The sequence below is a fragment of the Blautia ammoniilytica genome (assembly GCF_025566965.1).
Lineage (GTDB): Bacteria > Bacillota > Clostridia > Lachnospirales > Lachnospiraceae > Blautia_A > Blautia_A ammoniilytica.
In genome coordinates, this window is the sequence record NZ_JAOQJL010000018.1 from 14,625 (window position 1) to 39,557 (window position 24,933).

Sequence of the window (24,933 nt, forward strand, 5' to 3'; positions counted from 1 at the left end):
ACCATGAACACGGCAGAAGTCGATCTCGACCGTTTGGTCGATTATGAAAGAGAATACAGAAGCGTCGTCAAAAGGGCGCAGGTTACCGGAGATCATATGATAGGACTCTGCCCGTTCCATGACGATTCAAAAAACAGCTTCTCAGTAGATCTGAAGACAGGAAGATGGCACTGCTTCAGCGAGGACATCGGCGGCAACTACGTGGACTTTGTGGCCAAGATGAATGGCATCAGCACGAAGGACGCATACAAGCGAATCATGGAAGACTACCATGTGGAGATGCCAGAAAAAGAAAAACCTGCAGCATCCCGCCGGAGCTATTCGATGGAGCAGTACGCCTTCGAAAAAAGGCTCCCGGTGGAATTCCTCCGGGACACATGCCACATCAGCAACGACAAAGAAAGAAAAGACCAGACCACATACATGAAGATCCCGTACCTGAAAGAAGACGGAACCGAGGCAACCTATAGAAAGAGGTTCGCAGGTAAGGAATTCAGATGGAGATACGGCAGCAGTGGAAAGATATGCCTCTACGGAGAATGGAGGCTCCCGCAGATGCGACAGAGCGGATACGCCTGCCTGGTCGAAGGAGAGTCCGACACGCAGAGCATGTGGTACATGGAAATCAGCACCCTCGGAGTGCCGGGAGCCTCCATGTTCAAGCCGAACATGAGCGACCAGCTCCAGGACTTAAAGCTATACATCCACCAGGAACCGGACCAGGGCGGCGAAACGTTCATGCGGAAAGTCATTCAGGGACTCCGGGAAGGTGGATTCATTGGCAAGGTTTACAAATTCAGCTGCAGCACACTAGGCGGAATCAAGGATCCGAGCGACGTCTTCATCAAATTCGGAAAAGAGGAAGGCGCAGCCAAGATCCAGAAGCTCCTGGAGCGGGCAGAAGAAATAGACCTGGCAGAACCAGACGTGATACCGGAATCCATCAAAGGAGCACCGGTCAATCTCCGCCAGCCGGAAGGTTGGATTTATTCAGACAAAGGAATCAGCCACATAGATGAGAAGACATACGGACCGGTCATGGTCTGCAGAACACCGATCATCCTGACGCAGCGGCTCCGAAGCCTGGAAACCGGAGAAGAAAAAATAGAGATCGCATTCAAGAGAGACGATGAGTGGCACAGAGCAATCTACCCACGATCAACGATCTTCACAGCCAGAGGCATCACTGTCCTGGCAGACCTTGGATGCACAGTAACAAGCGAAAACGCAAAGCAGGTCGTCCGTTTTTTATCGGCTCTGGAGGCAGAGAACATCGACATCATCACGAAAGCAGATGCAACGTCCAGCTTCGGATGGCAGCCAGGGAAGCGATTCATCCCAGGACACGACAAAGACATTGTTCTGGACATTGATCCATCACAGAAGGGAATGGCCGCGGCATACTGCCAGACCGGATCCTTTGACAAATGGAAAGACACCATGCAGCCGCACCGAGAACGTGACAAGTTCCGGTTCATACTGGCCGCAGCGTTCGCAGCCCCCCTGCTGCGGATCATCAAACAGAGAATTTTCTTCGTATACAACTGGGGATCCAGTAAAGGAGGAAAGACCGCCGGATTAAAAGCAGCACTGTCAGCCTGGGGAGATCCGGAACGACTCATGGTAAACTTTAACGCCACCCAGGTCGGCCTGGAGCGAACCGCTGCATTTTACTGCGACCTGCCACTCGGCATCGATGAGAGACAGCTGGCCGGAAAGAATCAGGAAGGACTGGAGAAGACAATCTACATGATCGCATCCGGTACCGGAAAGATCAGAGGCGCAAAGGGCGGCGGCCTGCAGACAATGAGACAATGGAGAACCGTAGCCATGGCAACCGGCGAGGAACCACTCTCCACAGATACATCACAGACAGGTGTCAGTACCCGTGTGCTGGAAATCTACGGCGGACCATTTGAGACAGAAGAACAGGCCAGCCTCATGCACCAGGAATCAACGCAGAACTTCGGATGGGCGGGCCCGGAATTCATCGAACACGTCCTGAAGGTTTCAGAGAAAAGCATCTGCGATAAATACGATGAGATGCTGCGATACGTGATGAGCATAGCAAAGGGAAAGAGCGGAAGCCATGTGGCCGGAATCAGTGCGGTCGCTCTGGCCGATGCCATGATAGATACATGGTTCTTTGATAGCCAGGACGCACCGGAGCCCGAAGTGGATCCGAAAAAGGAAGAAGGGAAAGACGATGAAAAACAGATAACAATCAACCAGGAGTCCTGGAACAGAGCCAAGAGGATGGCAGCGTCCATCCTTCAGGAACAGATCGCAGCAGCATCCGGAGACGTAAACGAAAACGCCGTGCAGTTCATCACCGACTGGGTAATCTCCAACAAGGCATACTTCGGAGAAAAGGCCATCGGAACATGCCTCGGCACCATGAGCGAATCCGGAAACGTGGCGTATATCTTCCCATCAACACTGAACCAGGCGCTGACCAAGGCAGGATACAGTCCAAGGAAGACGCTCAAATACATGGCAGACAATGGACTGATCGCCACGGCAAGCGAAGGATCCGACTCGAAGCAGCGATACTCAGTGAAGCGACGATTTGACGGAAGAAGCTGCAGGTTCGTGGAATTCAAGATCGGACAGTTCAGCGAAAAGGACGACGACATCGAATCTGAAGCTGATAAATACGAGCAGGAATCATTCACGGATTCAGATGGATTCATGAGCGTGCCGGAAGGCATGGAAGAAGAACTGCCATTCAAATAACAGGTGCAAAAATCGCCTGAAAATGTTCCCACTCAAAAAAGTGGGAACGCGAGTGGGAACGCAAGTGGGAACGCAAGAAACCCAGCAACCGCGCGGCTCTTAATAGATATGTTCCCACTGTTCCCACTAATTCCCACTTATTTATTGTTTCGTGGAAAATTTTACACACGATGCACGAATTTCATGCATCACATGCAAAATTCTATAAAAACATGGTGTGTATTTCAAAAAAGTGGGAACAGTGGGAACACCCAGCGCAACCCGCGTAAAATAAGGGTTTGTCACGTTCCCACTCACAAAATGCAGAAGTGGGAACAGGAAGGAGTGGGAATGGTGGAATTAGACCTGAAAAAACTAAACCAGGACATCGCAACCCTGCGTAAAAACAGGGAAAACGTGCCGCTGGAACTCCTGAAAACCAAATATAAAAAGCCTTATGCAAAATTGAAAGAGGAAATCCGTGCACAATTTGAGATTTACATGAAACACATCATCGTGCTCGGAATTTTGAAAACAGGTCCGGATCTAACTGGAGCGAAAGCCAAAAGCATGGTCGAACAGATTCAGAAAATCATCGATGAGGAAAAGGCAGCAGGGCACCAGAAGGAAGTCACGCGTGCAGTATTTGAAGAATTCAATCTGACAAAAGCAGAGAACCTGGCCTGCGGATATTACACAGACCGAGTCAAGTATGAAATATACGCGCCATACTGGCTGGAGCACATCCACCAGGAACCGGACGGAAAAGTGACAAGCGACCTGCTGCCAGGCATGACATGGCACCCGGAAGCGGGCGTGTGGGTTTCCTTTTCAGAGCCATCGTTCACTTTGATGATGCCGCCCACCCAGGCAGGAATCGATGCGCAGCATAAGGAAGACACGGAGAGATTCAAAAAATATTTGAAAGAGGTGAGGCAGGAATGAACTACCAGGGAAACAACCCGGAAGGATATCCGGATCCGACAGCCAACCAGGCAGTAGGAATCGTATCCAGGGAAGAAAAGGAAACTGCGAAAGCAAAGAAGCGGGCAACCAGGGAGTATGACATCAGAGCAGCCATGAAAGCAATCAGAGCGATCGCCGGAGCATACGGACTGACGATCGAGAACAGGATCACATTTAAGGACAAAGAAACGGAGGAAATATTCAGATGACCAACAAGGAAAGATTTATCGAATTATTAAGAAGCACAAAGAGAGAAGGAATCGAGAAGCTCATCGACTTCCTGGAGAAGACCGACTTCTTCACAGCACCGGCGTCAACCAGATTCCATATGAGCTGCGAGGGAGGACTGCTGCAGCATTCGCTCAATGTTTACGACTGCCTGGCTGGCCTCGGAACCACGACCGGAGACGTTCAGGAATTCCAGGCTGCAGGTATGAGATTAGACTCCATCCCGCAGGAATCCATCATCATCGTGGCGCTGCTCCATGACCTCTGCAAGGTGAACTTCTACGCAACCGAGATGCGCTGGAGAAAAGATGCGAACCAGAAGTGGGAACAGTATCCGGTCTACACCGTGAACGACCGCAACCCATACGGACACGGAGAAAAATCAGTCATGATGGCATCAGAGTTTATCCACCTGACAATGGAGGAACGATACGCAATCAGATGGCACATGGGAATGAGCGAAGCCAATATCATCCAGACATACTGCCAGGCCGCAGAGAAATACCCGCTGGTATTATTCACGCACATGGCAGACCAGATGGCCACAAGCTACCTGGAGACCAACACCGGAAACAAGAAACCGGAAGACGTCTACCTCGGAACAGAACCGGCAGCGCAGGATCCGGAAGAATTCGCAGAGGCAGAGCCTATCTAACAGGAGGGCAGCCATGAACACAGAAAGAGACGACAGAGAGCAGATTGAGGCCATCAGAAAGATGATGGCCGAAAAGGAGGAAAAGAAGCGTGCTAGAGAAATACGAAAAAGACTTCGACGAAAACGAATTCATGCTTTCTTTCATGGAAAGAAAGCAGATAAGCACTAAGAAGCAGGCGCTGGCTGAGCTTCGGAAGCTGATCAAGAAGGAAGGCTACTACCAGACGAAGATCAAGGAAGCCCTGAAGAAACGATACCCGGATGCCTTCGTGGCCAAGATCTCCCAGGGAGCATACAGCCAGGCAGGCATCCCGGACGTCATGTTCATAAAGGATGGTCACTACTTCGGATTTGAGGTCAAGCGTCCAGTCGTCGGAATCAGATCCAAGCTGCAGGAGGAGACAGCCAGGATGATCCAGGCCGCAGGCGGAACCGCAGCGTTCGTCTGCTGGCCAGAGGAAGCAATCAGAGAGGTGGAAGAATATGAAAAGAGCCAAAGATAAATACATGATCAACCGCACCAAATACAAAGACATCAAGAGATATGACCACAAGCAGATGGAAGACTTTCTGACAGACGTCTACAAGAACGGATATGCAGACGGAAAAGAATCCGTGCCCGGAGTAGAGCTTCAGGACGTGGAAAAAGCGCTGCAGGGCGTCAAGGGCATCGGGCCGATCGTGTGGAACAGAATCAAGGAACGTCTGGCCGAGCTTTTCAGAAAGGAGCAGTCATGAAAGCACTAACCATTATACAGCCATGGGCGACACTGATCGCAAGCGGTCACAAAATGAACGAAACGAGATCCTGGAAAACCAACTATCGCGGGGAAGTTTTAATCCACGCAGGGAAGAACCCGAAGGACTATACAAGCGGATGCTACATTGACGATCCGGATGGCCGACATTTCCAGGAAGCTGGAATCACACCGAATAACTTCGAGGACCTGCCAAGAGGATCAATCATCGGAAAAGCAACCCTCGTAAATTGCATCCACATCAATAAGGAGTTCAGAGATCACCTGAAAAGAAGCAATCCCGCAGAGTATGCGTTCGGAGACTACCGGATAGGAAGATACGCGTGGGTGTTTGAAAATCCGGTGCTATTTGAAAAACCAATACCGGCAAGGGGAAGACAGGGATTGTGGAACTGGGAGGATGACGCCAATGAGTAAAAGAGAGTCGATAAACCAGGAACCGCTCACCATTAAAGAACTGAAGACAATGGCTGGACTTCCGGTCTGGTGCCCGGAGGAAGAAGCATATGGAATCGTGATGTGCGATAAAATCGGACAATGGGCTGGAATCCCATTCTTGCACGGAGTCTGGTACAGCGACGATGACGGAGTAGGCGTGGAATTCAACCACAACATCATCGGAAGAAAGCTGAAATGCTTCAGAGTAGAGGACAAGAAAGAGATCGCCATGCCGCTGCAGAACAAAGAGATCGGCTTCGGAGACCAGACGCTGGCATGCCCGAACTGCGGTCAGAGCGCCATAGTGAATCCGTTCAGAAAAGACAGAGAGATCTATCCATACTGCCCGTGGTGCGGTCAGAAGCTAAAGGAGGCAGAAGATGAGCAGACAGAGTAGAGAACTGAAGAAACAGCAGGAAAGAGCCAAGAAGTACGGATGCGACGGAAGATGCTACTGGAGCACCGGAATGTGCCCAAGCGTCGAGATCTGCGACGAAACCAGAGTCGGAGAAGCCATCGCAACGGCGATCGGGCTGATCACAGTCTTAGCAATGATAGCCATGGTTCCAATCATCGTGATCGGCGGAGCGATCATGCTGATCTGGTCGATATTTGCAGGATAAGGAGGGAAAAGGAATGGAGAACGATAAAATTCATGATTACACAGACGCATACCTGGAAAGCTACCTGAGAGCGCTGGACAAGACGCACAATCCAGATCTGGCCATTCAGACAGCGATGGGCGTCACTATGGTTTTAAGAATGATCGATGCGCAGAACGAACCGAAGCAGCCAGCGCAGCCGCAGATCAATCCAATGGCGGCGCTTTTTGGAGCCATGATGCAACAGGCAGCGCAGAACCAGCAAGAGGAAGGCAGCGAGATCGAGAGCGACGACGATGAATAAGTCGAAAAAATACAGTGAAATCATTCTCCTGGGGCAGATGCTCCAGGAGAGAAAGATCGAGCATGAGCAGCACGACCTATACGACGGATATCAGATCATAGTCCCGCTGCCGGAACCAACGAAGGAAATATCCGTCATAGAGCACCAGTGCAGCTACGGAAGCATCATGAACTTATTGGAGATATGGGCCGATGGATCGATTCAAGGATACCTGTCGGCAAAGCAGACGCTAAGAATCATCGAGCGCGTAAAAGCCAGGGAATCTCCCCGGTAACAAGCTCGGAAATCAAAGAAAAGGAGAGAAATGCGATGCAGGAAATCAACGAAGAATTGGAGAACGATAGATCAGTATTAGAATGGATGCTCGGCCAGTATGTCCGAGCGAAGCGCCGAAAAAAACAGCTAGAGGTCCGGCTTCTTGAGATCAATGCTGAGCGTGACTCTCCGATCGGAGGGCAGGGATACGATCCACTGCCGAGAAGTGGAGGCAACAGCGAAGGCGCAGCCGGAATCCTTATGAAGCTGGCCGACATTGAAGACAGGATCTACGAGCAGAAAGCCAAGGCCGATAAATCCATGGTCAGCGTGGCAACGATCCTGAATTTTTTACCGGAGGAATCTATGGAGCGCGAGATCTGCGAGCTCCGCCACATCGATGGCCATGAATGGGGAGAGATCGCAGAGGGAATCCCGATGTCAAAAAGCCAGTGCCACAGAATCCACAAGGCCGCCATGTACGAGCTCCTGGAATTTAACTACGTGAAAGAACTTGTCACGGAGAACCGGGAATCGTATGAATATTACATCGAGAAAAAAGAGGAAGCCAGATACCGCCGCGAAAATCAGGCCAGGAAAAATGCCGGGAAATTTTCTCCGGAAAAATCTACGCGAAAAAATCCGGAGAAAAAAATCCAGCCTTTGAGGCCCGGAAAATCTGGCCGGAAATTTTAAGGCGAAAATAAAGCCCGAAAAAAGCCTGGAAATACATAGCCGAAAAAAACAGGCGAAAATAAAGCGCTTTTTCAGAGGCCCATATAAGGCCCGAAATACAAGGCCGCAAAATAGGCCCATATAGCAGGGGCTTATACGAGGCCTATACACAAGGCCACGGCACAAGCCAAGTCCACAGGGCAGGCATAGCAGGCCCACACACCAGGGAGCAGGGCAGAGCACAGCCCCACAGCACCAGGCCACAGGGACACAGGCAGGCCAGGAGAGCAGGGCACACAGCAAGGCCAGGCTCACGCACACACCCAGCAGCCACGCTCGCAGCACGCACAGCACAGGGCAGCCAGGGCACCAAGGCAAGCAGCACACCTGCATCAGATGAAAGATGCGACACCATGCACCACTTGCATGTGGTATAGTAGTAGCATCGAGGCAGGCGGATGAGAGAGACAGACGCACCAAGGCATAGAGCGAACATTCTGCAATCTAAACAAACAGAAGCAGCACCACATCGAAAGAGATCAGCACAAGAGCTGGTCTCTTTTGCTTTGTCAGTAATGCACAAATCATAGGTACTACTTTTGTTTAATTTTTACAGCGGGGCGAGGAAGGCCCGATGCTTTCCCGGATATGACCTTAATTTTTTTTCGCGTTTCGTTACGCCCAGCCCGGTACATCAAGGAATTTATAACAGATTGGAGGCAGATCGGATGACAACAGAAATGAAAATGGAGACACGAAGCCTGGCCAGCTTGCGCCCGGCGGAATACAACCCAAGAGTCCAGCTGCAGCCAGCCGATCCAGAATATCAGAACATCAAGCGTAGCATTGAGACCTTCGGATACGTGGATCCGATCATCATAAACCAGGACGGAACCATCATCGGAGGCCACCAGCGCTACAACGTTATGAAGGACCTCGGATACACCGAGGCGCAGGTCGTCGTGGTCGATCTGGACAAGAATAATGAGAAGGCGCTCAATATTGCGCTGAACAAAATCACAGGAGAATGGGATGAGATCAAGCTGAAAGACCTGCTGCTCGACCTCGATCTCAATGATTACGATCTGACAGCGACCGGTTTCAGTTCCAAAGAGGTCGAAGACCTCGTGATCCGACTCGACAAGGACGTGGAAGCCGAAGATGACGACTTCGATGCCGACGCAGACTATGAATCCATCGAGGAACCGGTCACCCAGCGCGGAGACATCTGGATCCTGGGAGACCACAGACTCATGTGTGGAGATTCCACCGACCTCGGCGACGTCAACACCCTGATGGGCGGCGAGGAAGCAGACCTCGTGATCACGGATCCGCCGTACAACGTCAACTACAAGGACGGATCCATCAAAAACGACAACATGGACGAGGGGTCCTTTGAGGATTTCCTTCAGAATGCATTCCTGGCCATGTTCGAGAACATGAAACCAGGAGCCGCAGCGTACATATTCCACGCAGACAGCGAAGGCCTGGCGTTCAGGCGTGCATTCAGAGATGCCGGATTCAAGCTGGCAGAGTGTCTGATATGGGAAAAGAACTCCTTCGTGCTCGGCCGCCAGGATTACCAATGGCGCCACGAACCAATCCTCTACGGATGGAAAGAAGGCGCTGCGCATTACTTCATCGACGACCGAAGCCAGGACACAATCCTCCTGGAAGATGAACTCGACCTGGAATCCATGAAGAAAGAAGACCTGATCACATACATCAATCAGATCATCGCCCAGTACAAAGACCAGACGACCGTCCTCTTTGAGAAGAAGCCGACAAAGAACGACGTGCATCCAACAATGAAGCCGGTAAACCTGGTCGGAAGACTGATGCGGAACTCCAGCAAGCCAGGATGGAACGTCCTCGATTTATTCGGAGGCAGCGGATCCACACTCATGGCAGCAGAGCAGATCGGCCGCCGGGCGTTTCTAATGGAGCTTGATGAGAAGTTCTGCGACGTAATCGTCCACCGATGGGAAGAATTCACAGGAAAGAAGGCTGTAAGAGCCGGGAAGTTGGAGGTGAGCCTATGATGAACCAATATGAAATCATGGCCGAAATTTTGCGGGGGGGGGTACGCTCAGATGAGTGATGGAGAAGTAAAAGGCAGCTTTTATCGGACAGAGATCATCGCGCAGCTTTTCGGAGTGACCGTCCGCCGCGTGCAGCAGCTCACCCAGGAAGGCATCATATCCACCACCAAGATCCTGGAAGATGGAAAGAGCGTCCGAAGATACGACCTCGTGCCTACGATCCAGGCATACGTCAAATACCTATCAGACAAGGCCTACGGAAAGCAGCACCGTACCGATAAGGAGATCGAACTCAGGGAACAGAAGATGCAGGCCGACATCGCCCTGAAGGAGAGCCAAGGAGAACTGCATAGATTGAAGACCGAGATAGCAGCCGGTCAGTACATTAGCGTAGAAGAAGTAAAACTCGACTACGCTAAATTTTTTGTTGTATTTAAAAAATTCGCTATGAGCATACCGGCCAGGGTAACCGGGATGCTTTCAGGACAGATGGAACCGTCTGAACTGAGGCGATGCGAAAAGGAGATAGCCGCGGAAGTAAACAGACTGCTCGGAGCGTTTGTCATTGCCGGAATAGTGGGACCAGAGGATGTGAAGAAAGATGGCACCCTTAAAGAAGAAAAGAATACAGATTCGTAAATTTCCAGTCACACAATACCAGGCAGACGCACTCAAGCAGCTCTGCCCGCCTGAGAACATAACCGTTTCAGAGTGGGCAGAAAACTACAGAGTCCTAGACTCAAAGACATCCGCCCTCCCAGGACCATGGCGAAATGACAAGACGCCGTACCTGAAGGAGATCATGGATGAGCTCATCAATTACGACACGGAAAGAATTATCTTCGTAAAACCGACACAGGTCGGAGGAACCGAAGCCCTTCAGAACATGCTCGGATACGTTATCCAGCAGGATCCATCCCCGACCATGATCGTCTACCCAACAGACATCCTGGCCAAGAGTATCAGCGAGAACCGACTGGAACCAATGATCATGGCAACCAGGACGCTGAAATCGCTTTACAACAAAAACGAATCATCGCAGCTGGAGCTGCAGTTTGATGGAATGTACCTGTCGCTGGCCGGATCCAACTCGCCATCGTCCCTGGCGTCGAAGGCGATCAAGTACCTGTTCCTGGATGAGGTGGATAAATACCCAGGATCATCCAAGAAAGAGTCGGATCCAATCTCACTGGCGATGGAGAGAACCAAGACCTTCCGAAACAGGAAGATCTACATGACGTCAACGCCAACTCTGGCCACCGGCCATATTTGGAAGGCACTCATGGATGCGGATATCGAAAAGCATTACTTCATACCGTGCCCGCACTGCGGATCCATGATAGAGCTCACGTTTCAGAATTTGAAGTTTCCATCCGGGGACGACCTGAGCAACCAGGACAGAGCCGACATGGCAGTCTACCGGTGCCAGGAATGCGGCGGAGACATCACGGACCAGGACAAGGAACAGATGCTCCGATACGGAGAGTGGAAGACTGTGCGCGAGAATTCAAAGTACAACCGCAAGGTAGGATTTTGGATCAACACACTTTATAGTCCGTTCGTCCGCTTTTCAGAAATCGTGAAAGAATTCCTAGACAGCAAGGACGATCCGGACAAGCTGCAGAACTTCACGAACTCATGGCTCGCAGAACCATGGGAAGACACCAAGCTGAAGACATCGGCCGACACCGTCCTGGAACGTCAGACAGAACGGCCGGAATTCACAGCGCCAAGCTGGACGAAGTTCCTGACTGCAGGAGTGGACGTTCAGGAGACATCGCTCTACTGGACCATACGAGCGTGGGGCAGCTACATCACGAGCCAGAACATCGCGCACGGCCAGGCGTTATCCTTCCAGGACATCGAGCAGATCATGAATACGCCGTACTTCACAGAAGACGGAGACCAGCTGATCGTGGCATTATGCCTGATCGACTCCGGATACGACGCAGACAGCACGTATGACTTCTGTGCCCTGAATTCAGAATGGGCGCTGCCGGTCAAGGGTTCCAACAACCCGATGCTATCACACTTCAAGCTATCGAAGATCAACAAGCAAGGAAGCCAGGCATACGGAATGAACCTGGTGCTAGTTGATGGCGACAAGTACAAGGACATGATCGCCGGTCGAATGAAGAAGCCAAACGGCCGCGGAAGCTGGATGGTCTTTGAAGGATGCGACAGAGAATACGCCGAGCAGGTAACCGCAGAGCACAAGGTCAATGTCAAATCCGGAAACCGAACCGTTCAGAGATGGGTGCCAAAGCGCAGCCACATCGACAACCACTACCTGGATGCAGAGGTATATGCGCTGGCAGCAGCTGATATCTCCGGAGTCAGAACACTACACCTGCAGGACGAAGCTGAGGCCAAAGCCAAGGCGGAGCGTCCGGAGGAAGCATACGCTCCGGAGGAAACATGGATCAAGCAAAACGAGAACTGGATATAGGAGGAACGACATGAGTGAAGAAAGCAAAGAGCTCGACGGTAACGTCAGCACCGCCGAGCTGCTCGGAGAAGTCAAAACAGCAATCCGAAAAATTCTGATCGGCGGCCAGTCTTATCAGATCGGTAGCCGTAAGCTGACAAGAGCCGACCTCTACCAGCTCAGGAAGCTGAAAGAGGAACTGGAGGCAGAGATAGCCGCAGAGGGCGACACCAGTCTCCTGGACAACACATACGTCGCCTTTTTTGATGGGAGGTGATGGACCAAATGAGCTGGCTAGATAACGTCGTCGCATGGATCAGCCCGGAAGCGGGAGCAAAGCGTGCGGCATGGCGTGCAACATACAACGAACTGCGTAACTATGACGCAGGCAACAACTCCAGACTGAATGCAGGATGGAGAGCGGCAAACTACTCCGCAGAAATGACGGACAGAACGTCCAGAGACACCATCAGAGCCAGAGCGCGAGACCTGGAGAGAAACTCCGACATCGCGAATTCACTGATATCAGCATACAAGCGAAACGTCATCGGCGCAGGCTACAATCTGCAGGCCAAGACGAAGAACGCAAAGCTGAATGCAGACATCGAGAAGCTCTGGAAAAAATGGTGCAAAGCAAGGAACTGCGATGTGACCGGAACGCAGACCTTGAACCAGATACTCCGAATGGCAGTGACCAGGAAGAAGGTGGATGGAGGAATTCTATTCGTGAAGGTTTACACCAACGACGGAATGATCCCGTTCAAACTTCAGATGATCGAGGTTGATGAGCTCGACACTCTCCAGGTTGGAGAGACAGCCGGAGGAAACCGAATCGTCGGAGGTATTGAGTACAACAAATACAACAGACCGGTCGCATATTGGATCAGGCAGTACGGCATCGACGGATTCTCGCTGGAGAAGCCAAGAAGAATCGATGCAAATGATGTGATTTTTTATTACACAAAGCGCCGCCCTTCTCAGATCAGAGAAATGTCCGATATGAGCCAGACAGCAACCAGAATCCGTGACACAAACGAATTCATGACTGCAGTATCCGTCAAGGAACGAATCGCAGCCTGCCTGTCTGTTTTCATAAAAAAGCAGCTGCCGACAGTCGGCATCGGAAGAAATGCAGCGACGGAAAACGTCGGAAAGCATGAGTACGATGGAAAGACGCTGACACCTGGAATGATTAAAGAGCTCAATGCCGGAGATGAAGTCCAGGTCGTAAATCCGACCGGCCAGGGAAGCGATGCTACATCCTTCACGAAGCTGCAGCAGCGTATGATCGGAGCAGGTCAGGGACTCTCATACGAGGCGACATCCCGCGACATGAGCGAGACCAACTACGCATCCGCAAGACAGGGAGCCATCGAGGATGAGATGACCTACCAGGAGGAAGTCGAAGCAATTCTGGCCATTCTCGATGAGATTTATGAGACATTCGTGATCAGCTGCTATCTGGCAGGACTGATCAAGGTAAACAAAGACTTCTGGACAAAGAAGGATGACTACCTGGAGCACGGATGGATCAAGAGCCCTAAGAAGTGGATCGATCCACTGAAGGAATCCAGCGCAAACAAGACCGCGCTGAATACCGGACAGAAGACATACAAAGAGATCGCTGCCGAGAACGGCCGCGACTGGAAGCAGCAGATCGATGACAACCTGGAAGTAATCGAGTATGCGAAAAAGAAAGGCTATGACTTAGGAGGTGTGATATTCGATGGCAAACTCGGATCAGAAAAAGAAGAAGAACCGAAGCCAGAGCCGCCAAAACCGGATGATCAAACCGGAGACGGCCAGGAGGAAGGAACCAACGATGATGACAAGGGCACACAGTCCGGAGACGGAAAAGAAGGTCAGTCAGCATCAGGCGAAGGACAGGAATAGAGGCCTGAGAGAACTGAGAGGTTCAATCAGAGCACTCGAAGGAGATGGCAACGAGCGAACATTCGAGCTGAGCTTCTCATCTGAAGAACCATATACAAGATGGTTCGGACAGGAGATCCTCGACCATTCAGAAGGCTGCGTCGATCTGACCAGACTGAATGAGATCGGATGCGTGCTTTTCAACCATGACCGCGACGAAGTGATCGGCAAGATCACCAAGGCGTGGATAGATAACGGACGCGGAATGGCTACAATCGAATTTGATTCAGACGAAGCGTCCGAAGTGATCTACCAGAAAGTAAAAGGCGGAACCCTCAAAGGCGTATCCGTGGGATACCTGGTAGACGACTGGGAGGAAGTAATGCCAAACAAGACCTCGACGGATGGCAGATTCATGGGACCATGCTCGATCGCTAAGAAGTGGGCGCCTTACGAGATAAGCATCGTTAGTGTCCCAGCAGATCCAACCGTAGGTGTGGGAAGGGAAATGGAGGAAAAATCCGAACCCGGAACACAGGACATCCCACTCGATATCTATGAGCGGCAACTTCAAATAAACAAAAACCGAATGGAGGTAAAAGAAAATGACGATTGAACAGATGATCGCACGTCAGCAGGAATTATTAAACGCTGCCAGATCCGCAGGTCGCAACATGACACGCGAGGAAGCCGCAGAATTTGACTCCCTGCAGAGAAGCATCGACGCAGCTAGAGCAGCTGGTGCTGGCATCGCCCATGGCGGCCAGAGTTCCACTCCTGCTGCACCAGCAAACAACACACCGGAAGGCCAGAGACAGCAGACACCTGCTGCAGGCGAAGGTGGAAACGGCGGACAGGATCCACAGAACGCACAGAGAGCCATCGAGGCAGAAAGACAGAGAATCCGCAGCATTGAGGACCTCTGTACAGAGTTCGGTCTTGATGCCAGATCTTACATCGACAACGGATCTACCGAGGAGCAGGTAAGAGCCGCAGTCCTTGAACACTTGAGAAGCCAGCACTCACCAGTAGCGACCGGCATCCAGGTAACAGATACACAGGAGGATAAGTTCAGACGCGCCGCTGCTGATTCCCTCCTCATGAGAAGCGGCATGACATTAGAGCGTCCGGAAGATGGAGCCAGAAGCCTCATGGGAATGTCAATCAGAGACCTCGCCATCGAGTGTCTGCAGAGAGACGGATCCAGCGAGAGCAACTTAAACCGCAGAAGCTCAGATGAGCTTTACACAATGATGGCCAGAGGTTTCTACAATCCAGAGGCATCCTTCCCGGCAATCCTCGATCAGACAATCGAGAAGGCATACAAGGAAGGATACCGCAAGGTAGCCGTGACCTTTGATAAGTTCACAAAGAAGGGATCCCTGAAGGACTTCAAGAAGCATGACAACTACTACGTAGCTGGACCAGTCGGCGAGTTCTACGAGGTACCGGAGAACGGAGAGCTCAAGCATGACATCTTCAAAGATGACAAGCTCCCTCAGAGACAGCTGAAGACTTACGGCCGCCAGTTCACTCTTTCCAGAAAGGCATTCATCGATGACGACATCGGTCTCGTGACAAGCCTCCCGGCGAGATATGCAGCCGCAGCAAGAAAGACCATCAACAAGCAGGTATACCAGATCCTGATCAACAACTCCAACATTTACGACGGAGCTGCGCTCTTTGGCAAAGAGCACAAGAACCTCCTCGCATCCGGTACCGGAGTAACACAGGAAGCAATGCAGACCATGATCATGGCACTGGCAAACCAGAAGGATCAGTTCGGAGAGAGCATCATCATCAATCCGGCAACCATCGTCGTACCTTCAGGAATGAAGTTCGACATGTACACGCTCTTCTTCAGTCCGACAATTAACACAAGCGACAACACCCAGGCAGTGAACCCACTCTACCAGTACAGAGACAGCATCGAGGTAGTCGAGGATCCGACAATCAACGCATTGTGCGGCGGCCTTGGAAACGTGATGCCATGGTTCCTGATTGGCGATCCTGGAGACACAGACTTCATCGAGGTCGACTACCTGAACGGTCAGGAGATCCCGAACATCAGAAGAATGGAAGCTCCTGGACAGCTTGGATTTATCTGGGATATTTACCTCGACTGGGGTATCTCCGTAATGGACTACCGTGGAGCCGTAAAGAACCCAGGAATCAAGGTCGACACGAAGCTGAAGCTCGTCTAAGAGGAAGGAGGAATAAATCATGGCAACAGCAACATTCTGGCAGAGAGGCGAGACTATCGATCGCATCAATGACACAGCAAAAACCATCCCGGCCAATACCATCCAGGCTATCGGTAAGAGAATCGGAGTCGTAGCGATGGAAGCAGCACCGGGACAGAAATACAGCGTCAATGTGGTAGGCGTTTACAGCTTCCCAAAGAAGGCAAGCGAGGCAATCACTGCAGGCGCCGATGTTTACTGGGACAACACAAACGGAGTGATCACCGCAACAGCCGAGTCCAACATCCTCGCAGGCTACGCTATCGCAGACGCAGCCGCAGCGGACGCGGTCGTATCAATTAAGATCAACGCCTAAATGAAGCTCGTGGCAGTTTATCCGATCTTATACGGAGCACGTCAGTATGAGGTCGGAGATGAGCTTCCTGATTCAGAGATGAAGCAGACCTGGCTGGATGCCGGAACCGCCACCCTGGTAGAGGATGAGCCAGAGGCACCGGCTCCAAGAGCACAGATGCTGACAGCTCAGCCAGGACAGATCGGAATCAGCAATAGTGGCAACGAAGATGACCTCGCTGGAAGAATCCCAAAGAGCATCGAAAGAGCCACTGATCCGGTAAAGAAACCAACCCGGAGCCGAAAAAAATGAGTTTCAAAGACGTAATCGCGTCGGACGTGCACGACACATTCATGAACGCGGATGAGTTCTCAGACATGCATGACCTCAATGGAAAGATGATGCCGGTTCAGGTAGACTCCAACGAACAGATCGAGCGCGAAAAGAGATTCAACCAGCACATGGATGGAATTTATAAAAACCAAAAACTGATCTACGTAGCAGCCACCGACTATGGCCCAATGCCGAAGCAGGGATCCCTGATCCAATTCGACAAGAGGCCATACAAGGTGGCTGATGCTATTTCAGAGGACGGTATCTATTCAATCACACTGGAGGCGAACAGAGCATGATCGAATACCAGGTAGACGAACAGATGCTGGAGGAAGTGCAGGCGAAGCTCGGAGAAATGAGCCGAAAAGCGCCAACGGTAATATCGCGGGCCCTGAATAAAGTAGCAGTCACAGCGAGAGTAGACCTCGCAAATAAAGCGCAGGCGACCTACACGGTAAAATCCGGAGGCTTTAAGAAGGACATGACGATCCGGAAAGCGTCCGCAGGAAGACTGGAAGCGGTGATCCATTCACAAGGCAAGCCGCTCTCAATCACTAAGTTTCACACGACTGCACCGAAGAAAACCGGAGCGAAAGCAAACATCATCAAAGGCAGCGGCCTGAAGCAGCTTATATATGGCAATATCAAAGCCTTTAAAGGACCAAACGGTCAGATTTATCAGAGACGAAGCACCGCCAGGCTGCCAATTAAGAAGCTGAGCTCCAACTCAATCCCGAAGATGATCGGCAACGAGGAAAAGGTATACGGAGTCGTGAAACCATCCATCGACCGGAACCTGCAGCATTACGTGGAGCAGCAAATAGAATTACTCACAAAGTAGGAGGAAGACAATGACACCATGGGACCTTCAGAAATCGCTAATCGCTGAAATCGAGGAACTCCTGGCGCAGATGCAGCTGAAAAATGCTGCAGGAGAGGACGTGTTCGGAGTAAAAGGCTACGAACAGAGGCTGCCGGAGACCACAGACGATGAGGAAGACCAGTCGCAGTTCTTCCCTTACTTCATCGTGAGAATCGAAGAAGGCAACACACCGACGGACGATGAGCCATGGCTCGTCGGAACCACGGTATTATTCGGAATTTGTGACTACGACAAAGAAACGAACGGACACAGAACCATCCTGGAGATGATCACAAAGATTACAAACCGGTTCCTGGAAAGACCGCTCCTGGATAGCAAATTCAGAGCAAACCAGAACGTGAGCTTTGCACTTCAGGATGAGGACACGTATCCGTTTTACTTCGGAGCCATAGATATCAAATTCTACGTACCAAAAATAGGAAGGAGCGATGACTGGTCATGAGCGAATCAGTAAAGGCGCCGGAGACAAAAGCACCGGCAAAAAAGACACAGGCAGTGACGGAGGCAAAGACTGAAGCAGTCCTCTACGTAGGACCAACAATCAGTGGAATCGCCATCACCGGCACAGTCTACACGACAATCCCGGAGGCAGCGAAAGCAGCCAAAGCGGATGCACCAATGATCCTGAACCTTTTCATTCCGATCAGAGAATACGGCGAGGCCGAGAGAATGATCAGAGAAAAGAGAGGATACGTATACAGCGCTTACGCAGAAGCGCAGAAATTCAAACTTGAAAGAGGAGGTAAGAACTAATGAGCATCAGACATGGAGTTTATATCCAGGAAGAAGCTACAGCCGTTCAGGTACCGAAGACCGGCAACAGCTCCGTCCAGGTAGTCGTCGGAACAGCTCCGGTCAATATGGCCGAGAATCCAAGCGAAGCCGTGAACGTTCCAATTCTTGCGAATTCAGGAACTGAAGCCATGGCAGCACTCGGATATTCCGTAGACTTTAAGAATTTCACACTTTGCCAGACGATGTTCGCAACATCAAACCTGTTCCAGGTTAGTCCGGTCGTTTACATCAACGTCCTGGATCCGGCAAAGCACAACAAGGAACTCGCAGAGGCAGAGTACCAGGTAAACCAGAAGCAGGCAGTGATCGAGAAAGAAGGCATCATCCTCGAAGGGCTCACCGTCAAGAATTCAACCGGCGATACAGAGCTCAAGGCTGGCGAGGATTACAGTGCTGCATTTGACAGTACAACTGGATTCCTCACAATCACAATGCTCGCAGGCGGAAAAGGCGCAGCAGCAACAGCCATCAAGGTAAGCGGAAAAGTCATCGATCCGTCCAAGGTTACGAAAGAGGACGTCATCGGAGCCGTGGATCCATCCACAGGGGCTGAGACAGGAGCGCAGGTCATTAGACAGGTATACCCAAGACTCGGCATCGTTCCGGGACTCATTCTCGCACCAGGCTGGTCACAGATCCCGGAGGTCGGTCTTGCACTTGCAGCCAAGGCAGCCAAGATCAATGGCGTATACAGCGCAATGGCACTTCTTGACCTTGATACAGCCAAGGCAAAGAAATACACAGACACCAAGAGCGTGAAAGAGGAATCCGGATACACAAGCCCATTCTGCTATCCGCTCTGGCCATGCGACAGAGTCGGCGAGTACATTCTCGCAAAATCTGCAGTGGCAGGAGCCATGATCCAGTACATGGCATCAGATAACGAGGACGTACCAAACCAGTCACCGTCCAACCATTTACTCGGAGTCGGAGGCCAGTGCCTCGAAGATGGAACGGAAGTATATCTCGACCAGGACCAGGCAAACACGGTCAACGGCTACGGCGTAACCACAGCGATCAACCAGAACGGCTATCGCTTATGGGGTAACTACACCGGAGCGTATCCAGCGAGCTCAGACGCGAAAGATATCTGGTTCGCAGTTCGCCGCATGTTCAGCTGGCAGGGAAATAACTTCATTCAGACATACTTCGATGAAGTCGACGATCCGATGAATAACGTCCTGGTTCAGAGCGTAGTGGACAGCGAGAACATCCGCTGCAGCGCATACGCACCTAAATACTGGGCCGGAGCTTCCATCGAATACAAGTCAGATGACAATCCAAAGACTGCCATCCTGGCCGGAACGATGAAGTTCAGACAGCACATTGCACCGTACACACCAGCGCAGGAAATCGTGGACATCATCGACTACGATACAGACACGCTGGCAGCAGCAGTAGGAGGTAACTAATTATGGCAAGCATTATTCCTGAAGTATTAAACCACTTCAACATTTATAACGGCGCCAATGCCCTCGTCGGAGTATCCGGCGAGGTGGAGCTTCCGGAGCTTGAAGCCATCACGGATACCGTGGAAGGCACCGGAGTGCTCGGCGAGATCGAGGATCCGGTAACTGGACAGTTCTCCAGCGCCACAATCAAGATCCCATTCGCAGTTTTATACAGCGATATGTTCTCCATCGTAAACACTACAGAACCGCCGCTCCTGACACTCAGAGGATCTATGCAGTGCACGGATCCAAAGACCGGAGCAACCGGATACTACCCGATCAGAGTCGTGGTACGAGGCAAAGCCAAGACAACCACACTCGGCAAGGTAGCCAAAGGAAAGAAGATGGAATCAGAGGTCGAGCTTGAGATTTTATACATCAAAGTAGAGATCAACAACGCCGTCGTTTTGGAGCTCGACAAACTGAACTTCGTATTTGTATTAAACGGAAAAGACATGCTGGCGCAGATCAGAAGCCAGTGCTAGATAACAGGAGGAACGCAAAATGAGTGAAAAAGTCACAGAAATCAACAAGCCAGAAGATAACGAGATGAAGCTCAAGCTCAGTAAAGAGTATGACTTCGAAGGACAGAAGATCGGCGAGATCGACCTCAGTGGGCTCGACAATTTGACTGCTGCAGATATGATCCAGGCCAACAAGGTCCTCACAAACAACGGAACCGTGTCGGTTCTTCCAGAGACAACTCTGGAATACGACCTCATCATCGCAGCCGGAGCTTTGAAGATGCCGATCGAGTTCTTTAAGCAGCTGAAGCCAAAGGACGCCCTGGCGCTCAAGAACAGAGTGACATCTTTTTTATTCGGCGAGGAATAAATCCTGCGGACTTCTCAGAGTTGCGGAAATGCTGTCTAACCCTGTCGCTGAACCTCAGCACAGGGTTAGATTATTTTTTGCAAATGAACATCTTTGACCTTATTGATTTATGCGCCGATTTGAAGGAGGTGACACCTAAGAAATGAGCGAATTCGAAGTAGCGATTAAGATCGCCGGAAAATTAGATAAATCGCTGCAGACGTCAGTCAGCAGCGCACAGAAGATGCTCGGCAGCCTTGGAAAAGGCGGTCTGTCTTCCGCATTAACCGGTATCGGAAATGTAATGGAAAGTACCGGAAAAGCGCTCACCACAGGAGTCACGATGCCGGTAATCGCGCTCGGTGCCACATCCGTGAAGGAGTTCGGATCCGTAGATAAGTCCATGAAGCTCGTCCAGGCAACCATGGGATCAACAGATGCCCAGGCCAAACAGCTCGAATCAACAATGAAAAAAGCAGCGGCAAATTCCGTATTCGGAATGCAGGACGCAGCAGACGCAACGCTGAACTTCGCACGCCAGGGTTTCAATGCAAAGCAGGCAGGAGACATGCTGACGCCCGCGCTGAACCTGGCAGCAGGAACGGCGACGGATTTATCAGTCGTAACCGGCGGCCTCGGAAACGCCCTGAAGATGTTCGGCAAGGACTCAAACTACGCAGCGACAGCAGCAGATATCCTATCGACAGCCCAGGCGCAGGCCAACACGACTGTCACGGATTTATTCGACGCCATGGCAACAGCAGGACCGATCTGCAGCTCAGTCGGATGGTCAATGTCCGATCTGGCCGCAATTACTGATATCTTCGGCGATGCCGGAATCAGTGGTGCTGAAGGAGCCACGGCACTGAAAACAGGTCTGGCCAGATTAGCAAGTCCGGCCAAAGACGGAGCTACCTGGATTAAAAAACTAGGCCTGGAGATATTCAATTCAGATGGATCCATGAAAAGCATGGTCGACGTGCAGAAGCAGCTGCATGATAGCTTTCAGGGCTTAACCAGCCAGGAACAGATGAGTGCGGCGGCCGCAATCTTCGGAAAGAACCAGATGGCCAAGTGGATGACGCTGATCAATGCATCACCGGATCAGGTACAGAAATACGCAAGCTCGCTGGAAGGAGCGGCCGGAAGCTCGCAGAAGATGGCAGACGCACTCCTATCCGGAATGGGTGGATCCCTGGAAAAACTGAATTCATCCTTTGACGTTATGAAATATACGGTCGGAGGAATCGCCAGCGAAGTCCTGAAGCCTTTCGTGGACAATTTGACCGGGCTAATTGACAAGTTCAACAACCTAGATCCGTCGATGCAGAAGAACATCGTGAAATGGGTAGGCATTGCAGCCACAGCGGGACCAGTTCTGCTGATCGGCGGTCGACTGTTCAAAATGGCCGGATCCCTGGTGGGAACATTCGGCAAGGTTGGAAAAGCGATCGGAAGCATCGGAAAGAAAACTAAAGGCATGAGCGCACCGCTCAAAGAAGGAAGCAGCGTAATGTCCGCAGCAGCCAAGAATGCGCTCGGATTCGGAATCGGATTCGCGGCCGCAGCCGCAGGCGTGTGGATATTAGTAAAAGCAGCCAAGGAACTCGCTGCAGCGGGACCAGGAGCGCAGATAGCAACCGTCCTGATGGCCGGAGGCATTATCGCATTGATGGCAGTAGCAGCACAGCTCGCACCGAAGCTGCAGGCAGGCACGCAAGGTCTCCTGGCATTCGGAGGTGCAATCTTAATGGCCGGAGCCGGTATGAGTTTGATGGCAATGGCAGCAACACAGGTGGCAGCCGCAGGACCTATGGCATTCGCAAGCCTGGCACTCATGGAAGGCGGCATCATTGCACTATTGGCAGTAGCCGGAGCAATGGGACCACAGCTCGCCGGAGCATCTGCGGGACTTCTTGCATTCGGCGGAGCAGTTCTGATGGCAGCGGCCGGAATGAGCCTCATGGCGATGGCAGCAACACAGGTAGCGGCAGCCGGACCGATGGCAATCGCAGCACTCACAATCATGGAAGTAGGAATGATCGCAATGATGGCAGTAGCCGGAGCGCTCGGACCTGCACTCACAGCAGCATCAGTCGGACTGATTGCATTCGGAGCTTCTATCGTTCTGGCGGCAACAGGATGCCTGATCATGGTCCAGGCGGCGACGCAGATCGCAAGCGCAGGACCGGCAGCGCAGATCGCTCTCGCACTCTTAGCGGCGGGACTGATCGCATTCGGAGCAATAGCCGGAGCCTTGGCGCCAATACTCCTGGCAGGAGCTGCAGCGATCGCAGCACTGGGAGCAGCGCTCACATTAGTAGCAACAGCGGCCATGTTAGGAGCAGCAGCGCTGGCCATTATATCGGTATCGCTTCCGCTTTTATCGACATACGGAGCGACCGGAGCATCGGCAATCCTGACACTTAGCGGAGCACTAACAGCATTCGCAGCATCTGCAGCAGTATGTGGAGCCGGAGCATTAGTGGCAGCCGCAGGACTTCTCGCAATGGCAGCCGGAGCCTTGGCGGCCGGAGCGGGCGTTTTAATGGTTGGAGCTGGAGCCGTGGTACTCGCTGCAGCAATCGCAATGATCGCAGCCGGAGCAACAGCCAGCATGGCTTCATTTATGCTTTTAGCAACAATGGTCCGTTTATTCGGAACCGCAGCACTATCAGCAACAGCACCAATCCTGGCACTCACAGCGGCAATGCTGCCATTCGCGGCGGCCGCACTTGCAATGGCAGCCGGAGCAACGGCAGGAGGCGCAGCCCTTCTGATACTGGCAGCCGGAGCACTAGCCGCATCAGTCGGCATGGTACCACTTGCAGCAGCCCTGGCACTTGCAGCAGCATCGGTGAAAATCATCGGAGCCAGTGCAAAGGCAGCTGGATCGGCGCTTAAATCAATGGCCAAAGGTGCAACAGGAACCGCGGCCAAGATGGCAATCATAGCTGCAGGAGCCGCACCACTTGCAGCAGCCCTGGCACCACTCGCGGTCGCAGCGGCAGCAGCGGCAGCGGCAGTCCTGGCCTTAGCGGCAGGCAGTACAGCGGCGGCAGCAGCAATCATGCTCCTGGCAGCAGGAATCACAATGACAGCCGGAGCGCTGACACTTTGCAGCGCATCAATAACAGCATTCAAAGCAAGCGCGGCAGGAATCAACGCAGTGGCGACACCAACAGCTGCAGCATTCACAAGGATGGCAGTGGCAGTGGCACCGTTCACCGCAGCGATCATAGCGCTGGCCGGACCGATGATGGCAACATCAGCATCCATGGTCGTATTTGCAGGAGGCATCACAGTAGCGGCAGCTTCAGCAACCGCGCTGGCCGTATCCCTGCGGTCGACAATGGCAACACTTGGAACGCTCGGAGCTTTAACCACAGTAGCCATGAATATGGTCACAGTGGCCATCAGAAGCTCCATGACACAGTCGAACCAGGCCGTGGTAACCGGAATCACCGTGATGCGGACAACAACGCAGACCGGAATGACAACCATCGTGGCCGTGACCAGAAACGGCATGACCATGTTCGTGGTGGCGGTCAGAACAGGCGGAAGCCAGGCAGTGGCAGCATGCAGAAGCACAAGCAGCCAGATGGTCGGAGCTTTCTCCGGACTTTCAGGAAGCATGTACAGCGCCGGATCATTCGCGATGGCCGGACTCAGGAACGGTATCGCAGCCGGTGGAGCTGCAGCGATCGCCCAGGCGAGAAGCATAGCCAACCAGGTAGCAGCAACCGTCAACAGCGCTCTGAAGATTCACTCTCCATCAAGAGTCCTGGATCAATCAGGACAGTACGCAGGCCAAGGTCTCGCAGGAGGTATCCAGAAGACCGGAGCACTCGTTCAGAAGGCAGCCAACGAATCACTCGCGCAGCCAGTAATGAACGCAGGATCCAAGACGCTAGAGGCTCCACAGTTTGAAAACCGGTCGAGCGTGATCGGAGACACCGTGAGCGCATTTACTGGACAGAAGCAGTCCGGGAATGGCAACAGCAATGAATCTGCAAGCCAGCAGTTCGTATTCAGTCCAACGTACCGATTCGAGGCGGGCACACCGTCCAAGGAGGACATGGTAGAGGCGAACAGAATGAGCCAGGCAGAATTTAAGAAAATGATGAAAGAATACCTGCGGACGGAAGGCCGCCGGGCATTCGCATAGAAAGGAGGATATAA

At 52.0% G+C, this 24,933-nt stretch carries 29 protein-coding genes; all 29 read left to right on the top strand.

Annotation, left to right across the window (positions count from 1 at the left end; all coding sequences use genetic code 11):
- Nucleotides 1-3: 3 nt before the first annotated feature.
- The 29 genes from OCV61_RS10115 (at nt 4) to OCV61_RS10255 (ending at nt 24,919) form a co-directional block, all read left to right on the top strand.
- Nucleotides 4-2,736, top strand: coding sequence for a DUF927 domain-containing protein (locus tag OCV61_RS10115; protein ID WP_158421700.1), 2,733 nt, complete (start codon nt 4-6; stop codon nt 2,734-2,736).
- Nucleotides 2,737-3,066: 330 nt separating this feature from the next.
- Entirely contained in the window at nt 3,067-3,660 is a 594-nt protein-coding gene (locus OCV61_RS10120) for a hypothetical protein (protein ID WP_262582784.1), read from the top strand.
- Complete coding sequence (locus OCV61_RS10125) at nt 3,657-3,890, top strand: hypothetical protein (protein WP_158421702.1); 234 nt, start codon at nt 3,657-3,659, stop codon at nt 3,888-3,890. The genes OCV61_RS10120 and OCV61_RS10125 overlap by 4 nt, the downstream gene beginning before the upstream one ends.
- Nucleotides 3,887-4,564: an HD domain-containing protein gene (locus OCV61_RS10130; protein ID WP_262582785.1), complete on the top strand. Its 678-nt coding sequence runs from the start codon at nt 3,887-3,889 to the stop codon at nt 4,562-4,564. The genes OCV61_RS10125 and OCV61_RS10130 overlap by 4 nt, the downstream gene beginning before the upstream one ends.
- An 89-nt stretch (nt 4,565-4,653) precedes the next feature.
- On the top strand, nt 4,654-5,067 hold the full coding sequence (locus OCV61_RS10135; RefSeq protein WP_262582786.1) for a VRR-NUC domain-containing protein: 414 nt from the start codon (nt 4,654-4,656) through the stop codon (nt 5,065-5,067).
- Nucleotides 5,048-5,302 (top strand): glutathione peroxidase, encoded by a 255-nt coding sequence (locus tag OCV61_RS10140; RefSeq protein WP_158421704.1) that lies wholly within the window; start codon nt 5,048-5,050, stop codon nt 5,300-5,302. Before OCV61_RS10135 ends, OCV61_RS10140 begins: the two co-directional genes overlap by 20 nt.
- Entirely contained in the window at nt 5,299-5,739 is a 441-nt protein-coding gene (locus OCV61_RS10145; protein ID WP_158421705.1) for an ASCH domain-containing protein, read from the top strand. The genes OCV61_RS10140 and OCV61_RS10145 overlap by 4 nt, the downstream gene beginning before the upstream one ends.
- Entirely contained in the window at nt 5,732-6,157 is a 426-nt protein-coding gene (locus OCV61_RS10150; RefSeq protein WP_158421706.1) for a hypothetical protein, read from the top strand. Before OCV61_RS10145 ends, OCV61_RS10150 begins: the two co-directional genes overlap by 8 nt.
- Nucleotides 6,141-6,383, top strand: a complete 243-nt coding sequence (locus OCV61_RS10155) for a hypothetical protein (protein ID WP_151198873.1) — start codon at nt 6,141-6,143, stop codon at nt 6,381-6,383. Before OCV61_RS10150 ends, OCV61_RS10155 begins: the two co-directional genes overlap by 17 nt.
- A gap of 13 nt (nt 6,384-6,396) precedes the next feature.
- Entirely contained in the window at nt 6,397-6,666 is a 270-nt protein-coding gene (locus OCV61_RS10160) for a hypothetical protein (RefSeq protein WP_158421707.1), read from the top strand.
- Nucleotides 6,659-6,940, top strand: a complete 282-nt coding sequence (locus tag OCV61_RS10165) for a hypothetical protein (RefSeq protein ID WP_117689788.1) — start codon at nt 6,659-6,661, stop codon at nt 6,938-6,940. The genes OCV61_RS10160 and OCV61_RS10165 overlap by 8 nt, the downstream gene beginning before the upstream one ends.
- Nucleotides 6,941-6,975: 35 nt before the next feature.
- A complete protein-coding gene (locus tag OCV61_RS10170) occupies nt 6,976-7,617 on the top strand; it encodes a hypothetical protein (protein WP_158421708.1) in 642 nt (213 codons plus the stop codon).
- 707 nt (nt 7,618-8,324) lie between these two features.
- Nucleotides 8,325-9,638: a site-specific DNA-methyltransferase gene (locus OCV61_RS10175; RefSeq protein WP_158421709.1), complete on the top strand. Its 1,314-nt coding sequence runs from the start codon at nt 8,325-8,327 to the stop codon at nt 9,636-9,638.
- Nucleotides 9,639-9,689: 51 nt separating this feature from the next.
- On the top strand, nt 9,690-10,277 hold the full coding sequence (locus OCV61_RS10180; RefSeq protein ID WP_117689978.1) for a hypothetical protein: 588 nt from the start codon (nt 9,690-9,692) through the stop codon (nt 10,275-10,277).
- Nucleotides 10,240-12,087, top strand: a complete 1,848-nt coding sequence (locus OCV61_RS10185; RefSeq protein ID WP_117689791.1) for a phage terminase large subunit family protein — start codon at nt 10,240-10,242, stop codon at nt 12,085-12,087. The genes OCV61_RS10180 and OCV61_RS10185 overlap by 38 nt, the downstream gene beginning before the upstream one ends.
- Before the next feature lie 10 nt (nt 12,088-12,097).
- The gene (locus OCV61_RS10190; RefSeq protein ID WP_151198867.1) at nt 12,098-12,343 is read left to right on the top strand and encodes a peptidylprolyl isomerase; all 246 of its coding nucleotides are present in this window, start codon (nt 12,098-12,100) and stop codon (nt 12,341-12,343) included.
- A gap of 8 nt (nt 12,344-12,351) precedes the next feature.
- Nucleotides 12,352-13,959, top strand: a complete 1,608-nt coding sequence (locus tag OCV61_RS10195; protein ID WP_158421751.1) for a phage portal protein — start codon at nt 12,352-12,354, stop codon at nt 13,957-13,959.
- Nucleotides 13,889-14,554 carry an HK97 family phage prohead protease gene (locus tag OCV61_RS10200; RefSeq protein ID WP_262582787.1) on the top strand — a complete coding sequence of 222 codons (666 nt, stop codon included), beginning with the start codon at nt 13,889-13,891 and terminating at the stop codon, nt 14,552-14,554. Before OCV61_RS10195 ends, OCV61_RS10200 begins: the two co-directional genes overlap by 71 nt.
- Nucleotides 14,544-16,142: a phage major capsid protein gene (locus OCV61_RS10205; RefSeq protein ID WP_158421710.1), complete on the top strand. Its 1,599-nt coding sequence runs from the start codon at nt 14,544-14,546 to the stop codon at nt 16,140-16,142. Before OCV61_RS10200 ends, OCV61_RS10205 begins: the two co-directional genes overlap by 11 nt.
- Before the next feature lie 19 nt (nt 16,143-16,161).
- On the top strand, nt 16,162-16,497 hold the full coding sequence (locus OCV61_RS10210) for a DUF2190 family protein (RefSeq protein WP_117689795.1): 336 nt from the start codon (nt 16,162-16,164) through the stop codon (nt 16,495-16,497).
- Nucleotides 16,498-16,788, top strand: coding sequence for a hypothetical protein (locus OCV61_RS10215; protein WP_117689796.1), 291 nt, complete (start codon nt 16,498-16,500; stop codon nt 16,786-16,788).
- Nucleotides 16,785-17,108: a hypothetical protein gene (locus OCV61_RS10220; protein WP_118531369.1), complete on the top strand. Its 324-nt coding sequence runs from the start codon at nt 16,785-16,787 to the stop codon at nt 17,106-17,108. The genes OCV61_RS10215 and OCV61_RS10220 overlap by 4 nt, the downstream gene beginning before the upstream one ends.
- Nucleotides 17,105-17,650, top strand: coding sequence for a phage tail protein (locus OCV61_RS10225; RefSeq protein WP_117689798.1), 546 nt, complete (start codon nt 17,105-17,107; stop codon nt 17,648-17,650). The genes OCV61_RS10220 and OCV61_RS10225 overlap by 4 nt, the downstream gene beginning before the upstream one ends.
- 10 nt (nt 17,651-17,660) lie before the next feature.
- Entirely contained in the window at nt 17,661-18,134 is a 474-nt protein-coding gene (locus tag OCV61_RS10230) for a hypothetical protein (protein ID WP_158421711.1), read from the top strand.
- Nucleotides 18,131-18,445, top strand: a complete 315-nt coding sequence (locus OCV61_RS10235) for a hypothetical protein (RefSeq protein WP_117689800.1) — start codon at nt 18,131-18,133, stop codon at nt 18,443-18,445. The genes OCV61_RS10230 and OCV61_RS10235 overlap by 4 nt, the downstream gene beginning before the upstream one ends.
- Nucleotides 18,445-19,899 carry a phage tail sheath protein gene (locus tag OCV61_RS10240; protein ID WP_118531374.1) on the top strand — a complete coding sequence of 485 codons (1,455 nt, stop codon included), beginning with the start codon at nt 18,445-18,447 and terminating at the stop codon, nt 19,897-19,899. Before OCV61_RS10235 ends, OCV61_RS10240 begins: the two co-directional genes overlap by 1 nt.
- A 2-nt stretch (nt 19,900-19,901) precedes the next feature.
- A complete protein-coding gene (locus tag OCV61_RS10245; RefSeq protein ID WP_117689802.1) occupies nt 19,902-20,423 on the top strand; it encodes a phage major tail tube protein in 522 nt (173 codons plus the stop codon).
- A 19-nt stretch (nt 20,424-20,442) separates the two neighbouring features.
- Nucleotides 20,443-20,772 (top strand): phage tail assembly protein, encoded by a 330-nt coding sequence (locus OCV61_RS10250; RefSeq protein WP_158421712.1) that lies wholly within the window; start codon nt 20,443-20,445, stop codon nt 20,770-20,772.
- Between the two features lie 142 nt (nt 20,773-20,914).
- Nucleotides 20,915-24,919, top strand: coding sequence for a phage tail tape measure protein (locus OCV61_RS10255; RefSeq protein ID WP_158421713.1), 4,005 nt, complete (start codon nt 20,915-20,917; stop codon nt 24,917-24,919).
- Nucleotides 24,920-24,933: the final 14 nt, after the last annotated feature.

Excerpts from the sequence above, each read along its gene's own strand:
- OCV61_RS10230 (WP_158421711.1), top strand. The coding sequence starts at position 17,661 with ATGACACCATGGGACCTTCAGAAATCGCTAATCGCTGAAATCGAGGAA.
- OCV61_RS10155 (WP_151198873.1), top strand. The coding sequence starts at position 6,141 with ATGAGCAGACAGAGTAGAGAACTGAAGAAACAGCAGGAAAGAGCCAAG.
- OCV61_RS10185 (WP_117689791.1), top strand. The coding sequence starts at position 10,240 with ATGGCACCCTTAAAGAAGAAAAGAATACAGATTCGTAAATTTCCAGTC.
- OCV61_RS10130 (WP_262582785.1), top strand. The coding sequence starts at position 3,887 with ATGACCAACAAGGAAAGATTTATCGAATTATTAAGAAGCACAAAGAGA.
- OCV61_RS10115 (WP_158421700.1), top strand. The coding sequence starts at position 4 with ATGAACACGGCAGAAGTCGATCTCGACCGTTTGGTCGATTATGAAAGA.
- OCV61_RS10145 (WP_158421705.1), top strand. The coding sequence starts at position 5,299 with ATGAAAGCACTAACCATTATACAGCCATGGGCGACACTGATCGCAAGC.
- OCV61_RS10255 (WP_158421713.1), top strand. The coding sequence starts at position 20,915 with ATGAGCGAATTCGAAGTAGCGATTAAGATCGCCGGAAAATTAGATAAA.
- OCV61_RS10190 (WP_151198867.1), top strand. The coding sequence starts at position 12,098 with ATGAGTGAAGAAAGCAAAGAGCTCGACGGTAACGTCAGCACCGCCGAG.
- OCV61_RS10125 (WP_158421702.1), top strand. The coding sequence starts at position 3,657 with ATGAACTACCAGGGAAACAACCCGGAAGGATATCCGGATCCGACAGCC.
- OCV61_RS10200 (WP_262582787.1), top strand. The coding sequence starts at position 13,889 with ATGATGACAAGGGCACACAGTCCGGAGACGGAAAAGAAGGTCAGTCAG.
- OCV61_RS10165 (WP_117689788.1), top strand. The coding sequence starts at position 6,659 with ATGAATAAGTCGAAAAAATACAGTGAAATCATTCTCCTGGGGCAGATG.
- OCV61_RS10220 (WP_118531369.1), top strand. The coding sequence starts at position 16,785 with ATGAGTTTCAAAGACGTAATCGCGTCGGACGTGCACGACACATTCATG.
- OCV61_RS10120 (WP_262582784.1), top strand. The coding sequence starts at position 3,067 with ATGGTGGAATTAGACCTGAAAAAACTAAACCAGGACATCGCAACCCTG.
- OCV61_RS10240 (WP_118531374.1), top strand. The coding sequence starts at position 18,445 with ATGAGCATCAGACATGGAGTTTATATCCAGGAAGAAGCTACAGCCGTT.
- OCV61_RS10150 (WP_158421706.1), top strand. The coding sequence starts at position 5,732 with ATGAGTAAAAGAGAGTCGATAAACCAGGAACCGCTCACCATTAAAGAA.
- OCV61_RS10180 (WP_117689978.1), top strand. The coding sequence starts at position 9,690 with ATGAGTGATGGAGAAGTAAAAGGCAGCTTTTATCGGACAGAGATCATC.
- OCV61_RS10245 (WP_117689802.1), top strand. The coding sequence starts at position 19,902 with ATGGCAAGCATTATTCCTGAAGTATTAAACCACTTCAACATTTATAAC.
- OCV61_RS10205 (WP_158421710.1), top strand. The coding sequence starts at position 14,544 with ATGACGATTGAACAGATGATCGCACGTCAGCAGGAATTATTAAACGCT.
- OCV61_RS10250 (WP_158421712.1), top strand. The coding sequence starts at position 20,443 with ATGAGTGAAAAAGTCACAGAAATCAACAAGCCAGAAGATAACGAGATG.
- OCV61_RS10160 (WP_158421707.1), top strand. The coding sequence starts at position 6,397 with ATGGAGAACGATAAAATTCATGATTACACAGACGCATACCTGGAAAGC.
- OCV61_RS10195 (WP_158421751.1), top strand. The coding sequence starts at position 12,352 with ATGAGCTGGCTAGATAACGTCGTCGCATGGATCAGCCCGGAAGCGGGA.
- OCV61_RS10225 (WP_117689798.1), top strand. The coding sequence starts at position 17,105 with ATGATCGAATACCAGGTAGACGAACAGATGCTGGAGGAAGTGCAGGCG.
- OCV61_RS10215 (WP_117689796.1), top strand. The coding sequence starts at position 16,498 with ATGAAGCTCGTGGCAGTTTATCCGATCTTATACGGAGCACGTCAGTAT.
- OCV61_RS10140 (WP_158421704.1), top strand. The coding sequence starts at position 5,048 with ATGAAAAGAGCCAAAGATAAATACATGATCAACCGCACCAAATACAAA.
- OCV61_RS10170 (WP_158421708.1), top strand. The coding sequence starts at position 6,976 with ATGCAGGAAATCAACGAAGAATTGGAGAACGATAGATCAGTATTAGAA.
- OCV61_RS10210 (WP_117689795.1), top strand. The coding sequence starts at position 16,162 with ATGGCAACAGCAACATTCTGGCAGAGAGGCGAGACTATCGATCGCATC.
- OCV61_RS10235 (WP_117689800.1), top strand. The coding sequence starts at position 18,131 with ATGAGCGAATCAGTAAAGGCGCCGGAGACAAAAGCACCGGCAAAAAAG.
- OCV61_RS10175 (WP_158421709.1), top strand. The coding sequence starts at position 8,325 with ATGACAACAGAAATGAAAATGGAGACACGAAGCCTGGCCAGCTTGCGC.